We start from the raw sequence: 15,776 nt of genomic DNA, 5'->3' as shown, positions 1-15,776 counted from the left end.
GTTTTAAACTCGTTAAACAACAGGCAACAGAGAATATTAACTTGATAAAAATAAACCAAAATGGTACATTATTGCAATATTTGGTTAAATTAAAGTGAAACATGGACTACTTAAAGTCAATTTTTTTATTCTTAGTGTGTATCACAACCAGCATAGCAGCAGTAGCTGCTCCCATCAGTTTACATGATAAAATTGGTCAGATGTTGCTTATTGGGTTTGATGGCAAGCACATTGATGCGCAATCAGAAATAGTAAAAATAATTGCCAAAGATAATATTGGTGGAGTCATTTTATTTGACTACAATGGGCAAACGCAAATCTTTGATAAAAACATCGAGTCTCCTGCACAAGTAAAACAATTAAATCGTGATTTACAATATTTTACTAAGCAAGCTAATTTAAAATACCATCGCCCTGCTTTACCGCTGCTCATTTCGGTGGATTATGAAGGTGGAAAAGTTACACGTCTCAGCGAACAATATGGATTTCCTGCGACACTAACTCCAGGAGAGGTAGGTAAACAAGGCCCACAAGCCGCTGAAGCGAACGCCGAACTCATGGCGAAAACCCTAGTCAATTCAGGTTTTAATTTAAATTTTTCGCCATTACTTGACGTGAATATCAATCCAGATAATCCTGTAATTGCTAGAAAGGAACGCAGTTTTTCTAGCGATCCCAATACGGTTATTCAAGATGCGGAAATTTATTCGCAAAATTTTTTAAATAAAAAACTCCAATGCGTTTATAAGCATTTTCCTGGACATGGTAGCTCTACAGCGGATTCACATTTAGGCTTTGTCGATGTTACCGATACCTGGAGAATGTCCGAATTAGAGCCCTATCGGCACTTATTAGGACAAAAGTATTCTTGTGGCATGATCATGAGTGCGCACATAGTTAACCGTCAGCTTGACACGTCAGGGCTGCCAGCAACGTTATCGCATAAAATGTTAACCGATCTTTTACGTCACCGCCTGCATTTTGATGGTGTTATTATTACCGATGACCTGCAAATGAAAGCAATTAGCGATCATTATGGCTTAGAACAGGCCTTAGTGCTGGCCATCAATGCGGGTGCTGATATGCTTATTTTTGGTAATACCTTGGCAGCAAAACAAGACCCAGAGCAAATAATTCAAATTATTGAAGCCAAGATCCGTTCTGGTGAAATTAAGCAGAAACGTATTGATGAGGCGTATCAGCGTATTGTTATCTTGAAGAAATCCTTAGTGCGCTAACCCACCCCATTAGCCTCCATCTAAACAAGCCTACTATTGAGTAGGCTTGCAGATTTAGTCTTCGATGCCCCATTCTGCGCTGACATGAATCGCCACAACTATCATCAATAGCTATAGCCGCCCCCCCATACAGGTTATCGCCCGTTTCAGAGAAATTCGGATACCTACGTCAATAAGTTTATTTCATTTTAATGGCACTTTAGGCTATGAACTATCCTCGTTTGCACAAATAAAATTTAGCGCAGAAAGATAAGGACAGAAATTACCTTGCCAATTTGAATTTGAAAAAACCAATTACCTTGTTCACCAGGATGCTTATTGAGCACGCCTGGAAAATATTTTAAATAATCCCGCACAAGCCAATAACAAGCGCTTTGATGCAGTTCCTTTTATTTCCAATGGGACTAATTGCAACGGTTTTGCAGCAGGATTAAATTGTATTAATTACCGTAATCTTGCAGAAGATCCAGTTACCTTAACAGTTAATGGAGTAACTACACAACATCAACAGATGTTGCTGGCAGCTGGACTATTTCTTTATCTCCCGCTATTTTATCTACCCTGCCTCAAGGTATTTAGCCCTTTGTGGCTGAAGTAATCGCTCTTGTGGGAAATAATGGGTTTGTCTCAGTCGATGTGGGGGTAGCCACCATTCCTTAGCGAGCGTTCGATTTAATTGAGTAGCTAAATAAATGAGACTAGAAGGGCATAGAACATGCTCTTCTAGCCAAAATAAACGAAAAATAAATAACTAAGCAGTCAAAATGTTCTTACTGTAAGCAAGCCCATTTTTATTTAAGCTAAAAGAGCCCATAACGCCTGTGCCAGACTCAAGCGCTAATAACTGGCTTGCAATCGCCTTGCTGGAAAACCCAGTATTCGTTTTCATTGCCAGCACCGCACTGCTATTTAATAAATGGAAGAGATCATAAGCATAACCCGCTTCAGTAACTGGTTGGCTAAAATATTCCTGTTTGAATTGCGCGACAAACTCAGGTTTCATGGTACTTGCTAATGCGGCTCCATGTTGATGGTTTGGACTTTGTGCCTGAAAATTATTTTTGCCATCAGCAATGGCATCACAGCCTAAGCAAAAATGAATGATATTATTTTTTGCGGCTAAAGGAGCAACTACCGCACCTGATGCAGCACCTTCGGTCAAAAGCACATTAATATGACGTGCCTCAATGAATTTTTGTAAGGTATCCGCCCTATGCTCATTCTTGTGTTGCGTATCCAAAGTATAAAACTCATAATTAATTTCAGCAGATTTTATTTGAGCACGAGCAATTTCCATTGCGGCCAACATGTTTCTGCCGATGTAAGCTGATTTCGTAGAAAAGGGCGCATAAATACCAATATTAATGGTTTGCCTCATCGTTTTTGCGGAAGCACTGCCCCCAGCGGTTATAAGGCCGAGGTAAAACATAACGCCAATAAAAACACTCAAAATAGCGCTAAATCTTGATAGTAATTTGGTCATATTTATTTGATTTGGTTAGATATTGGTAAAATCATTTTGCAATGAATAAAGTCGAAATACAATGGGTATAATGAAACCCTCAACAAATCTTAAAATATCTTGTCTTACTAAGGCTCACGTTTTAATCCTCACTTTTTTTATGAGATAATCCAACTTTAATGGTGACCCCAAAGGACATTATGAACATAGTTAAATCACTCCCCTCGCTGCTTGGCCTTTTTATAATTTCCCAAGCCCAGGCCAACGTTCAAAGCTATTTTGAGCAGGTGAAAAATGATCCCAACGCCCTATACGCCTTTTTCAAAAAGATGCCTAAGGGAGGAGAATTACATTATCATTTGGCCGGAGGTGCATACCCCGAAGCGATGCTTGAAATAGCAGCAAAAGGTGACTATTGTCTGGATACGAAAACCTTTGCGGTCAATGACAATGCAGAACTCTGTAAAGACAAAATGAGTATGAGTGAACTAACTAATACGCCGGCACTTTATACTAAAACGGTTAGAGCTTGGTCCTTACAAGACTTTGTTCCAGGAGCAGAATCAAGCCACGATCACTTTTTTAATAGCTTCTTCAAATTTTTGCCCATCGTCATGGATCACAGTCCTGAACTCATCGTTGATGTAGTTAAACGAGCTGCCAATCAACATGAACAATACTTAGAGCTAATGGTTTTACCCGATAATGCAAACTCACTTAGTTTTGGTGTATTACTTAAAGGGGCCACTTCGTTTGCGGAAATGCGAGAAATTTTATTAGCGAATCAAGACTTTCAAAAAAATATTGAAAATACCATTGCAGAAACCGAGAACGCGCTAAAACAAGCGCGGCAGGAATTAAGTTGTGATAGCAATCCTGAATCCGAAAACTGTAAACTTACACTTAAATTTTTATATTACTCCTTAAGAGAACAACCTTTAGATGCCGTTTTTGCCCAAACACTCAATGCATTTGAAGCAGCTGCTCGTTCGCAAAGCAGGGCTGGAAGTTTAGTGGGCGTAAACCTCGTACAAGCAGAAGATGGCATTATTTCATTGCGTGACTATCGACAACAAATGCAAATCTTTCAATACCTGCATAAAATCTATCCGCAAGTTAATATTTCCCTGCATGCGGGCGAAATTACTTCGGAAATAGCTACGCCAAGTGACTTAAATTATCATATTCACGATGCGCTTTTAACCGGACAGGCGCAAAGGATTGGCCATGGTGTTGATATTGCTCATGAAGATGATGCGGAGAAAACCTTGAACTATATGGCAAAACAGCATAAAGCTGTGGAAATTAATTTAATTAGTAATAAGCGAATCTTAAATGTTTCCGGAAAAGAGCATCCTTTAAACTATTATTTAAAACATCATGTTCCCGTAGTTTTATCTACAGATGATGAAGGGATTTTGCGTACGGATTTAACTACTCAATATGTAGAAGCAGTGATTGGACATGGTTTAGATTATCAAACCGTAAAACAGATAAACCGTAATGCCTTAACCTACTCTTTTGCTCCGGGAAAAAGCATTTGGGCAGATGCTGAGAAGGCACAATTAGTGACAGAATGCCAAGCTCTAAACAGTGCTAACTGCAAGGAATTCCTTAAGAATAATGAAAAAGGGCAGCTGCAGTGGAATCTTGAGCAGAAGTTACACGCTTTTGAGAGTCAGTATTAAATGTTTCTAATAGCTTCCGCTCTGGATGAAATGTTGGGCTTTACAGCCAACCTACATTCGAATAAAGAGCAATTGCCGGGAGATCTTGAACAATGAGATTGAATGGGTAGGTTGGGCTGTAAAGCCCAACCCAAGAGGTCTTATGCAGTAAACGGATCCTGAAGAATAATTGTAGAATCGCGTTCTGGTCCGGTTGATAACATATGAATAGGCACCTTTAGTAAGGATTCAATACGCTTCAAATAAGCAATTGCATTCGCCGGTAAATCAGCCATATTAGTCACATCTGCCGTAGACTCTTTCCAACCTGGCATTTCTTCATAAATTGGCTCTAAACCTTCAAAATCATCCGCTGCTTGAGGTGGGCGTGATACTAAATTGCCATTGCTGTCTTTGTACGCTACCGCTATACGCAACACATCTAAATTGTCTAAAACGTCTAATTTAGTCATGCACAAGCCAGTAATGCTGTTCAACTCGATAGAACGCTTTAATAAAACCGCATCAAACCAACCACAACGACGAGGTCTGCCAGTCACCGCACCAAATTCTTGACCACGCTCAGCGATTCGCTTGCCCACGTCGTCAAAAAGTTCAGTTGGGAAAGGACCACCACCAACACGCGTTGTGTATGCCTTAGTAATGCCTAAAACGTAATCAATGAACTTAGGACCAAAACCAGCACCATTGACTACCGAACCCACACAGGTGTTTGAAGACGTAACAAATGGATAAGTACCATGGTCAATATCCAAATAGACCCCTTGGGCTCCTTCAAATAGAATGTTGTCACCCTTTTCACGGTGTTCATGTAACGCAGTAGGAACATCACAAACCATAGAGCGTAGTTCATCTGCCCACATTACTGCAGCATCCAAAATAGGCTGCATCTCAACTTCAGGTTGTTTGAAATATTGAGTCAAGACAAAATTGTAATAACCTAGTACATCATTCAATTTTTGTGCAAAACGTTCAGGATGGAATAAATCACCCACTTTTAATGCGCGTCGCGCTACTTTATCTTCATAAGCAGGGCCAATTCCACGACCTGTAGTACCAATAGCGGATTTCCCCATATGAGATTCACGTGCCTTATCCAAAGCAACATGGAATGGGAGAATTAATGGGCAAGCCAAGCTAATTCGCAAGCGAGAACGAACATCAAGTCCGGTCGCCTCAAGCTCTTTAATTTCAGCCAATAAAGCTTCTGGCGACAAAACCACGCCATTCGCAATGTAACAGGTAACATGCGGTCTAAGCATACCTGATGGGATTAAACGTAAAACTGTTTTCACCCCTTTAATTTTTAAAGTATGCCCCGCATTATGTCCGCCTTGATAGCGAACAACGACCTGCGCGTCTTGCGTTAATAAATCGACGATTTTGCCTTTGCCTTCATCGCCCCACTGTGTACCTAAAACAACAACGTTCTTACCCATGATCCACTCTTAATCTGAAAACACTGCCAGGAATTGAACCTGATTTCAGCAAAATCGGACATTATAGTTACTTTTTAGCAGTGATACCATCATTTTTTGGTATTGGTTGCATAAAATAATTAAAAAATGCGCTGCTTTGATCCAAAACCAGGATGTCTCTTTTACTGTTAAAACTACCCTCATACGCTAATAAGCTACGATATAACGTAAAAAAGTCCTTATTCTTACTGTATGCTTCCGCATAAATTGATGCAGCCTTTGCTTGTCCTATAGAGCGTACTTTTTGTGCTTCACTCTCTGTGCGTGCAAGTAATACCATCACATCAGCATCAGCCCTTGCTTGAATTTCTTCAGCAGCGGCTTGTCCATCAGCACGATGTCTATTGGCAATTTTTTGCATATCAGCACGCATGCGCTGATAAATAGCATTACTGGTATTTGCTGGCAATTCAATCCCTTTAATACGCACATCAACTACATTAATACCCAATTCACCCGCTTGCTTTTCCGCAGCAACACGTAATAAATCCATCACATCATCACGACCACCAGAGACAACTTCAGAAATAGTACGTTTACCAAATTGCGCACGCAGTAAAGTATTGAGCTGCTGCTCCAATAATGTTTCCGCCTTAAATTCATTACCGCCTGTGGATTTAAAATAGCGAGCCAAATCAATAATTTGCCATTTCACGTAGTAATCTACCATCACGTCTTTCTTTTCTTTGGTGACAATACGTGTTGATTTAATGTCCATCGTTTGAATGCGAGTATCAAAAATACGCACGTTTTCAATGAATGGAACTTTAAAATGCAAACCTGGAGCGAATACTTTAACCTTACCCGTATCGCCATCATTTACTAAACGGCCTAGACGCAAAATAATCCCTTGCTGTCCTTCAGTTATAGTAAATACGCAGGCAAAAAACAGCAAAAGCGCAATGAACAATAAAATACCAAGGGCTCTAGTAGAATTCTTCATTATTGCTGTCCCCCTTGATTATAAACTGGTCTGGTAAGTATACGGCCATCAATCAAATTACCCGCCTCAGCCGTAGCTCCACGCTCTGCTTTCGCACTGTGCTTACTAGCAATAGGAGAAGGATCTGGTTGACCTTTCGCTAACTTATCTAAGGGTAAATACAATAAATTGCCTGCTTTACCATCAACAATAATCTTGCTGCTCTTAGTTAAGACCATTTGCATTGTATCCAGATACATGCGTTTCGCGGTTATTTCCGGTGTAAGCGTGTATTGTGGAAGTAATGCTAAAAACTCAGCGACCTCACCTTGTGCCTGCAAAACAACCTGTTTAGAAAAAGCTTCTGCCTCTTGCTTAATACGGCTAGCATTACCTTCTGCAATCGGAACGACTTTAGCGGCATAGGCAAGAGCTTGCTCTTTAAAACGCTTTTCATCCTCTTGTGCTTTAATGGCATCATCAAAAGCATCCTGTACACTCTCAGGAGCACGAGCAGGTTGAGGAGATACGTTGACAATCACAATACCTGTTTTATACATACCCAAAGTTTTGCTTAAGGTTTCTTGTACTTGATTCCCCCAAATCTCTCGCCCTTCAGTGATGATTTGGTCTAAAGTAGTTGTGCCAACAACCTGTCTTAATGCGCTAGAAGTCGCTTGTTGCAAGCTTTCTTCAGGATTCGCTACATTAAACAAATACTGTTGTAAATCACCAATACGATATTGTACCGCTAAAGATACAGAAACTAAATTTTCGTCACTCGTCAGCATTTGAGCGGAATAAGAATAATCTAAAAGTCTATCGACATTCATTACTACTTTAGATGAAATAAGTCTAGGTATCCAATGTGGCCCCGGCCCTACAGTCTCTACGTATTTACCAAAGCGAAGAATGACAGCCTGTTCGGCAGGATCAACAATAAAAATCCCTGCCAATACCCACAAAATAAATGCAGACACCGCGACCATTATTGCCACTAAACTAGTATTCGAATTGGATGTTTTGGGTGGCTCAGCTCCAGGCTTGCCAGTGTTCCCAAACAACATCTTTTTCAACTTGTCATGAAGACGTTTTAGAGCTTCATCCAAATCTGGAGGTTGATTTTTACCCTTCCAGGGATCTTTGCCTTTCTCTGGCTCGTTCCACCCCATGTACTACTCTCCTGACCGATTTTAAGAAAGCTAGGATTTTAGGAGGTATATGAAGTTTAAGCAAGTAGATACTCTTGTCTCGTGAAGTCATGCCTAGGTTTTTTTCTAAAAGATAGCACCTCGCACCACGGTTATAACTTTTAAGTTGGGCCATAGACCTGAGGTATCGACTCGTTTTTAAAAATCTGGACTTGCATCGTATAACGTGATCTCATTGATTCCGACCAAAGACTCATTGAGGCCATACGATGCAAGTAAGCACTATTTTACATGAACTATTCTCTTCATCAATTCATAAAACACGATTAAAAAGCTTAATTACGATAGTAAACGGTGTAATAAAGAGTAAGGAGCTTCAATTAAGTCAATTAGGCCGATGTTTGAATGGGCAAGCGAAAGAGCGCTCCGGTATTCGTTTAATAGACCGTTTTCTAAGTAATCAGTTTTATCAGCGTGAATCGCTCATAATTTATCGAAGTATATGTAGTCGAGTTCTTAAACATACCGCAACTCCTGATATAGTTGTGGATTGGTCAAGTATTCCAAATAGCCAATATTATTGTGAGGGTAAAGAGCAGTGCCTACTGCGCGCGGTATTTCCTGCACCAGGTCGAGGTATTACTCTTTATGAAGAAATTCATCCTAAATCGAAAGAAAACAATCCGCACATCCATCGCAATTTCTTAAACAATCTAAAATCGGTATTAGCTATGGGGTGGGATTATGTAGGACGTGTACGAGGAATCACTCAGTATGATGCAGGAGGTGGATTTTATGCGATTAAAACGGTGTTCTCCCAGGCCACGAATAAAGCACGTTACTTAGGATTTTGGGCTATCGCGAAAACCAATGTCCTCCTTCATCATGTGGTCCTTTACAAAGGAACGCCTAAAGGGCGTCATCAAATGACCAAAACGAAAAAACCTGCCCAAGGCAAGGACTCTAGGAAATACAGTGCCTCATGGAGAGAACCTTGGTTCCTTGTGACGTCTTTAGAGGAAGTTAAAGAACACCCTAATCTCGCTCGCATTAAATACAAACGAAGAATGACCATTGAAGAAAACTTTAGAGATACTAAGTCGACTCGGTATGGCTTTAGCTTCGATAACAACATCACCTTCAAACCAGAACGGTATACAGTTTGGTTACTACTCGCGGCCATTGCTAGCCTCATTGCCTGGATTACGGGGGCTTCAGCGGAGAAATTAAAATTACATTATGATTTTCAAGCAAACTCTTATAAACATCGGAGGGTCTTGTCTTTCTTTTATCTAGGATGCCAACTGATTAGGAAAAAAATAAACGTTGAGACTCATTGGGAGATAATTTTAGAGGAGCATAATACATGCTCCTCTTAATTAAAACGAGTCGATCCCTCAGGCCATAGACCCAACCTATGAGCTATTGCAAAATCGCCACAGTTAAGGGGTCACGATAACCGGAGTGCTCGCATTCGTTGGTATATCTTCATGCAGATTTTTAGTTTCTGCTTTAATCATGTCGTTAATAATAAGACGTGTTCTACTAGTAGGATGTTCTTTTGAATATTTAAGTACAGCAGCCCAATCGCTTAACCCCTCCGCAATCATCCAATTCATAGTACTCCAGGGGTTCGTAATTCGCTGACTGTTATAAGCTAATCGATAACGCTCTGAGAATACGGCATGTAATTTAATTGGGTCTTCCTTTCCGGTATAAGTTGAACCCGCCTTAGAAGACAGCTCCACACTACCCAAACTATTTTCTGCATTATCTCCATATTTTCGCGTAACCCAACTTTCTACGATAAACCCCGCAGAACTGGGGCGGCCAAAAAGTTGACGCAATGCATAGCCCCAAGAATGATCCACATAGATAATTGAATGCAAAGGAGTACCAATCAAATGGCATCGCCTTACAAAGGGATCAACCAATTCACTGTGTTTTTCAAGATATAAATCAATCGCTTTTAGCAGTTCCATGCGTTTGCTTGCCAATAATTGACGCATTTCTTCTCGACGAGGTGGTTCCGCACCATGACAAAGTAACATAGCAACACCGTCGATTAATGATGTCTTCTTGGGCTCCAGAGCTAAAAGCTGGCATAATGCTTCTATCGGGTTATGGCCATGTTCGTAAGATTCAGCACGATCACTATTTTCAGCCTCAAGGTCAAGCTCTCCCTCTGAAGAGGCCAGCAAAGCAGCAAGCGCTTTAATTTTCCCTAGTCGTGCCGCAAGCAAAAGCGGTGTATCCATCAAAGGCCCCGCAGGGTTGTTTAATTGTGCTCCCGCCTGCACTAATGCTCTTACACCCAAACCAAAATTAGACAAAATTGCCTGATGCAGGGGCTGATATTCGATAGGTTCATCTGATAATTGATTGCTTTCATGGATATTGGGGTTCCGTGCTAAAACTGCACGCAATAATTGTACTTTTCTAGTGGCTAATGCCAGGGACAATAAAGTACGCCCCTCTTTATTCCGCCGATTTACATCAAAAAAGCTTTGTTCTAAAAGATTGCTCGCCAAACGATATTTGCCCAAAGAAATTGCATAATGTACTGGCTCTCCAACATTTTTATCCTGTGCTCTTGTTAAAACAAAAGAAATATAAGGAGTCAAATTAGATGGTGCGCTATCCCGCTCTGCATCGAGCTCAGGTTCTTGATGTTGTTGAATTAAATAATTTACTGCCGTCAACTGGGTGGAATCCGGCATCCAAAAGGATTGTTTTAGATAATGTTCATCTGCTTCTAGTTTTTGGGTAATAAATTCTTGAAATCGCTCAGTCCCTGATTCAATGGCTTTATTTAGCTCGGTGACAAATCCCATGATATGACATCCTTTTCTGGTTGCTATCGGACTAATATTACACAGTGACTAATCGAATATCAATGCAAGAAGGTAGGCCCGGAATGACCTACCGCCAAGGACCATCCTACGATTTCAGAAAAATAAGATCCCAAACCCCATGTCCCAAACGCTCGCCTCGCAGCTCGAACTTAGTTAAAGGGCGTGACTCAGGCTTCGGAGAATAGCCTCCTTCGGCTTGTGAATTATGCAACCCTGGAGCCACAGACAAAACTTCGAGCATGTGTTCGGCATATTCCTGCCAATCGGTAGCACAATGAATAAATCCACCTGTTTTAATTTTTTGGCTCAGCAATTGAATAAACTCAGGTTGAATTAAACGACGTTTATGATGACGCTTCTTATGCCAAGGATCTGGGAAAAAGATTTGTATCCCCGCAAGAGAATTATCAGCAATCTTAGTTTGAAACGCTTCCACCGCATCGTGAGCCACAATACGCACATTAGTTAGCTGATGATCATGCAAGTCAGCAGCCAAGCTCCCTACTCCGGCTTGATGAACTTCAATGCCAATATAATTAAGTTCTGGATTATTTTCTGCCATCTGTAGCAAAGAGGTCCCCATACCAAAACCAATTTCCACAATAGTATCTGCCTCGCGTCCAAACTCCTCAGCTAAATTCCACGGAGAATCCGCCATAGATAAGGCATAATCCTTAATCCAAAGATCCAATCCTTGCTGCTGGCGATTACTTACACGCCCTGCTCGCAATACATAACTTTTTATTTTACGATGCATACTAATAACTCAATTTATAAAAAAAGCGATTATATGTTTCTAGAAAAATCTTGCAACTGTTGCGTTTTTTTGATATAAAACCGCTCTTGTATTTCACATCCGGCTATTTGCCCAGAATATTACAAAGACAACCATAAAATTTCTAAATTTGGAGTAACACAATGTCTAGAGTATGTCAGGTAACTGGCAAGCGACCCATGACTGGTAACAAAGTGTCGCACGCTAACAACAAAACCAAAAGACGCTTTCTACCCAACATTCAAAATCATAGTTTCTGGGTTGAAGAAGAAAGCCGATTCGTCACTTTACGCGTAAGTACCAAAGGTATGCGTATAATTGATAAGTTAGGCATCAAGAAGGTTCTGGATCAAATCAGAGCCAATGGCGAAAAAGTATAATTAAGGGGATAAACCATGGCAGCTGTCACCATCAAAGTGAAAATGGAATCCACAGCAGGAACTGGATACTATAAAACTACAACTAAAAACCCACGTAACCATCCTGAAAAGATGGAATTGATGATGTACGATCCAAAAGTTCGTAAACACGTTCTTTTTAAAGAAAAGAAAGTAAAATAATTATTGAGCCCCGACTAGGGGCTTTTTATTGCATTACATTTTCTTATACTTTTAGTTGCAAGCAACCTTTTGCTGTAGGTCATTCTCGTGACCCGTTTTTTCTCGCCCTTTAGTTTTGTAAAAATCTAGAGTACTTGAAGAAATGTCAGGCTATGAGTACGACCTACGCTCTTCCCTTCTATCCTGAGGATACCACTAGTTTTTTCTCAATTTCATAGAGTTAAGTTAATTTAACCATCGCAAATACTGGATAATCCTTACGAATCGTTTAAACTGATAGTTAACGGCAGTAGAAAGAAACAAAGAGGATTTGCATGAAACCGTCACTGCAGCTTAGTATAGGCCAACATTTGGCGCTTACCCCACAGCTACAGCAAGCAATTAGGCTCTTGCAGTTATCTACTATTGACCTACAACAAGAAATTCAACTCATTGTAGAATCCAATCCAATGTTGGAAGCTACCCCCAATGAGGATAAAGAAGAATTACCTCCTGAGGCTCAATCCAGAAACAACGATGAGCCCACGGATTTTCAATGGTCTGAGCTTTATCAAATTTCCAATAAGCGTCATCAATTTGACGACAGTGATTATAATTTTGATAATTTGCATTGCACTACCACCAATTTACAAGACCATTTACGCTGGCAATTAGCGCTCTCCCCCATGAGTGACATAGACCGGGCCATAGCGACAACCCTGATTGATGCGATTAATAATGATGGGTTTCTAAGCACCTCTATTGACGATTTGCACGCCAGCCTAAACAGCGAAGAACATCCCATTGACCGAGAAGAAATAGAGGTCGTACGCCATCGCTTACAATTATTTGACCCTGTAGGCTGTGCTTCTTTGTATCTAGCGGAAACCTTACTGGTGCAGCTAGAACAGTTATCACCAGAAACAAGGCACTTAGAACTTACTAAAAAAATTATTCTCGAAGATTTGGATTTACTTGGCCAACATAACTACAAACAATTGATGAAAAACCATCAGGTTAGCGAAAAAGCCATTAATGATGTGTTACGTATCATTCAAGGCTTAAATCCCAAACCAGGACATTTAATTCACCATGATATTACTGAATATATTATTCCCGATTTAACAGTTAAAAAAATAAATAATGAGTGGAAAGTTATTTTAAATCAAAATGTTTTACCAAAATTAAGCATTAACAACCAATATGCATCATTGATTCAACGTGCAGATAATAGTGCCGACAACCTATTTTTAAAAAACAATCTGCAAGAAGCCCGCTGGTTTTTAAAAAGTATTCAAAGCCGCCAGGAAACTCTGCTTAAGGTTGCTCGATGTATTATGGAATATCAACAAGGTTTTCTCGAGCTCGGAGAGGAGGCCATGAAGCCATTGATTCTTAATGATATTGCTTCCGCCCTTGAAATGCATGAGTCAACCATTTCTCGCGTTACTACACAAAAATTTATTCATACTCCTCGAGGCCTTTTTGAGCTAAAATACTTTTTCTCCAGCCATGTGAATACCGATGCTGGCGCTGAATGCTCCTCTACCGCCATTCGAGCAATGATTAAAAAATTAATCGCGGCAGAAAACGGAAAAAAACCATTAAGCGATAGCAAAATTATGCTTTTACTAGCAGACCAAGGTATTCAGGTAGCAAGAAGAACCGTAGCAAAATATCGTGAAGCGATGGGGATAGTTCCATCGAATGAAAGAAAAAAGTTCGTAACTAAAAAGTAACCGAAGGAGGTTCGTTATGCAAATTCACATTACAGGGCATCGCATGGAGGTAACTCCTGCTATCAGAACCTATGCTGAAGAAAAGTTTACTAAACTTGAGCACCATTTTGACCATATCACTAAAATTAATGTAATTTTTGATATTGAAAAATTGAGACAAATTGCAGAAGCAACTATTTATGTTGCAGGCGGAGAGTTACATGCAAGTTCAGAATCAGAAAACCTGTATGCTGCAATAGATGCATTAATTGATAAACTTGATCGCCAGTTGCTGAAGCACAAAGAAAAAATTCGTAGCCATTAATCAATACCATTCGTCGCCTCTTCAATAGTTAAGAGGCGACATTTTCTTAACTTAACCACAAATACGATAAAACTCTGTAAAAAATACCTATCCAAAAATCCATTTAACTTTTTTTGTACAAGAACTCCTGTACCCTAAGCATTCTTCGTGATACATTAACTTAAGACGCAATCGCTCTAACCCTGAGTCTGTTCATATTGCGTTTTTAGGACTTAGATACGCTATGATAAAAACTACGATTACAATCATCAATAAACTGGGCTTGCATGCTCGTGCATCAGCAAAATTTGTTTCAACTGCAGCGCGATATCAAAGCCAGATTAATGTCACGAAAGATTCCCAAACGGTTAATGGAAAAAGTATTATGGGTGTTATGATGCTTGCGGCAAATAAAGGAAGCACGATAACCCTGGAAATTGAAGGTCCGGATGAAGAACAGCTGAATGAAGCATTAGTCCAATTGATCAATAATTTCTTTGGTGAAGGCGAGTAGTTTCTTCCCATTTTAACCAATTGCACCCTGTTTCCTCACCAGCAACTAGAATTCTGTGCCCAATTCCAAGCCGTCAATATAAGAAAACTTTAGCCTGTTGCTTGCAACTAATGGCTCTTACTTAAGAAAAAACAGAAGAATTCGCTGTGCCCACAACTCCCTAGCTGGAAGCTGCCGGACTACTTTAACTCAGTAAAAACTCCATCATTGGGAGCACAGCAAATTCCTTAAATAAGGACCATTTTTTGTATCTTAGTGCTTTTCAAGATGCTTTCTTTGCCGTCTCACCTTATGCACAGCCAATAAAGTAATTATTAAGCCGGAAAAAGCATAAAGTCCAAAAGTGATGAAGATAACCCAAGATGGATTTGCAGCAATTGCGACAAACAAAACAATCATCACCAAGACATATAAAAAGGGAACTTTACCTTTAAAATCGACTTCTTTAAAGCTGTAATAGCGGAAATTAGAAACCATCAATGCTGATGCAACTAAAGACATAATCGCGGTAACAACAGCCACAAACATATTATGCCAATCATTTTGATAGCATAACCAAGCAAACGATGCCATCACCGCCGCCGAAGGAGGGCAAGGCAACCCCTGAAAATAACGCTTATCAGCAATATCCAGCTGAGTATTAAAACGCGCCAACCGCAATGCAACCGCTGCCGTATAAACAAAAGCAACCAACCAGCCTACTTTTCCTAAACGACTCAGCGACAAATTGTACATTAATAAAGATGGAGCAACCCCAAAAGTTACCAAATCAGATAAGCTGTCATATTGGGCACCAAACTCGGACTGAGTATTGGTTAAGCGAGCAATACGTCCATCCAAACCATCAGCAATCATACCAATAAATATAGCAATAACAGCTGCCTCATACTGCCCTTTCATCGAAGCAACCAATGAGTAAAATGCGGCAAATAAACTAGCCGTAGTAAATAAATTCGGTAACAAATAAATACCTGAACGATTTTCTTTTTCCATTCTTGCGATCAATCCTCAATAAACGCTTCGTTAACAATCACACATGATAGGGATAAAATTCCCTTTTGAAAACACAAATATATTCTAGTAAAGCGAATAATTTTCAATACAGAAATCAGCATTTGATGTTATACTTAGC

The 15,776-nt window shown here is 40.0% G+C and carries 15 protein-coding genes; 8 read left to right on the top strand and 7 right to left on the bottom strand.

Annotation, left to right across the window (positions count from 1 at the left end):
• Positions 1-101 precede the first annotated feature (101 nt).
• Entirely contained in the window at positions 102-1,238 is a 1,137-nt protein-coding gene (locus J2N86_RS02505) for a glycoside hydrolase family 3 protein (protein WP_252580746.1), read from the top strand.
• Between the two features lie 751 nt (positions 1,239-1,989).
• Here the strand turns inward: J2N86_RS02505 and J2N86_RS02500 are convergent.
• A complete protein-coding gene (locus tag J2N86_RS02500) occupies positions 1,990-2,721 on the bottom strand; it encodes an ABC transporter substrate-binding protein (protein ID WP_252580745.1) in 732 nt (243 codons plus the stop codon).
• 179 nt (positions 2,722-2,900) lie between these two features.
• On the opposite strand from J2N86_RS02500, the gene J2N86_RS02495 reads away from it, so the two are divergent.
• Positions 2,901-4,388 (top strand): adenosine deaminase family protein, encoded by a 1,488-nt coding sequence (locus J2N86_RS02495; protein WP_252580743.1) that lies wholly within the window; start codon positions 2,901-2,903, stop codon positions 4,386-4,388.
• Between the two features lie 140 nt (positions 4,389-4,528).
• Here the strand turns inward: J2N86_RS02495 and J2N86_RS02490 are convergent, their stop codons facing one another.
• The 3 genes from J2N86_RS02490 to hflK all read right to left on the bottom strand — a co-directional run bounded on the left by J2N86_RS02490 (position 4,529) and on the right by hflK (position 7,960).
• Positions 4,529-5,827 carry an adenylosuccinate synthase gene (locus J2N86_RS02490; RefSeq protein WP_252580741.1) on the bottom strand — a complete coding sequence of 433 codons (1,299 nt, stop codon included), beginning with the start codon at positions 5,825-5,827 and terminating at the stop codon, positions 4,529-4,531.
• A 67-nt stretch (positions 5,828-5,894) separates the two neighbouring features.
• On the bottom strand, positions 5,895-6,809 hold the full coding sequence (gene hflC, locus J2N86_RS02485) for a protease modulator HflC (protein WP_252580739.1): 915 nt from the start codon (positions 6,807-6,809) through the stop codon (positions 5,895-5,897).
• Positions 6,809-7,960 carry an FtsH protease activity modulator HflK gene (gene hflK / locus J2N86_RS02480; RefSeq protein ID WP_252580737.1) on the bottom strand — a complete coding sequence of 384 codons (1,152 nt, stop codon included), beginning with the start codon at positions 7,958-7,960 and terminating at the stop codon, positions 6,809-6,811. The genes hflC and hflK overlap by 1 nt, the downstream gene beginning before the upstream one ends.
• A 248-nt stretch (positions 7,961-8,208) precedes the next feature.
• Between hflK and J2N86_RS02475 the strand changes: the two genes are divergently transcribed.
• The gene (locus J2N86_RS02475; protein ID WP_252580735.1) at positions 8,209-9,318 is read left to right on the top strand and encodes an IS4 family transposase; all 1,110 of its coding nucleotides are present in this window, start codon (positions 8,209-8,211) and stop codon (positions 9,316-9,318) included.
• A gap of 63 nt (positions 9,319-9,381) precedes the next feature.
• Here J2N86_RS02475 and ankC read toward each other — a convergent pair whose 3' ends face one another.
• A complete protein-coding gene (gene ankC / locus J2N86_RS02470) occupies positions 9,382-10,773 on the bottom strand; it encodes a Dot/Icm T4SS effector AnkC/LegA12 (RefSeq protein WP_252580733.1) in 1,392 nt (463 codons plus the stop codon).
• A gap of 106 nt (positions 10,774-10,879) precedes the next feature.
• Positions 10,880-11,551 carry a tRNA (guanosine(46)-N7)-methyltransferase TrmB gene (gene trmB / locus J2N86_RS02465; protein WP_252580722.1) on the bottom strand — a complete coding sequence of 224 codons (672 nt, stop codon included), beginning with the start codon at positions 11,549-11,551 and terminating at the stop codon, positions 10,880-10,882.
• Positions 11,552-11,712: 161 nt separating this feature from the next.
• Here trmB and rpmB point away from each other — a divergent pair, with 161 nt between their 5' ends.
• The 5 genes from rpmB (at position 11,713) to J2N86_RS02440 (ending at position 14,644) form a co-directional block, all read left to right on the top strand.
• Positions 11,713-11,949 carry a 50S ribosomal protein L28 gene (gene rpmB / locus J2N86_RS02460; protein ID WP_133136967.1) on the top strand — a complete coding sequence of 79 codons (237 nt, stop codon included), beginning with the start codon at positions 11,713-11,715 and terminating at the stop codon, positions 11,947-11,949.
• Between the two features lie 15 nt (positions 11,950-11,964).
• On the top strand, positions 11,965-12,129 hold the full coding sequence (rpmG, locus tag J2N86_RS02455; RefSeq protein ID WP_003635328.1) for a 50S ribosomal protein L33: 165 nt from the start codon (positions 11,965-11,967) through the stop codon (positions 12,127-12,129).
• A gap of 314 nt (positions 12,130-12,443) precedes the next feature.
• Positions 12,444-13,847, top strand: a complete 1,404-nt coding sequence (locus J2N86_RS02450) for an RNA polymerase factor sigma-54 (RefSeq protein WP_252580720.1) — start codon at positions 12,444-12,446, stop codon at positions 13,845-13,847.
• 16 nt (positions 13,848-13,863) lie between these two features.
• Positions 13,864-14,151, top strand: a complete 288-nt coding sequence (gene hpf, locus J2N86_RS02445) for a ribosome hibernation-promoting factor, HPF/YfiA family (protein ID WP_252580718.1) — start codon at positions 13,864-13,866, stop codon at positions 14,149-14,151.
• A 223-nt stretch (positions 14,152-14,374) separates the two neighbouring features.
• Positions 14,375-14,644, top strand: coding sequence for an HPr family phosphocarrier protein (locus tag J2N86_RS02440; RefSeq protein WP_133136964.1), 270 nt, complete (start codon positions 14,375-14,377; stop codon positions 14,642-14,644).
• A 252-nt stretch (positions 14,645-14,896) separates the two neighbouring features.
• Here the strand turns inward: J2N86_RS02440 and pssA are convergent, their stop codons facing one another.
• Positions 14,897-15,637 carry a CDP-diacylglycerol--serine O-phosphatidyltransferase gene (gene pssA / locus J2N86_RS02435; protein ID WP_252580716.1) on the bottom strand — a complete coding sequence of 247 codons (741 nt, stop codon included), beginning with the start codon at positions 15,635-15,637 and terminating at the stop codon, positions 14,897-14,899.
• Positions 15,638-15,776 lie beyond the last annotated feature (139 nt).

Origin of the sequence: Legionella lytica (assembly GCF_023921225.1) — a bacterium.
GTDB lineage: Bacteria > Pseudomonadota > Gammaproteobacteria > Legionellales > Legionellaceae > Legionella > Legionella lytica.
Note: the sequence above shows the minus strand (reverse complement) of the source record. Positions and strands in the feature narration are given on the sequence as shown.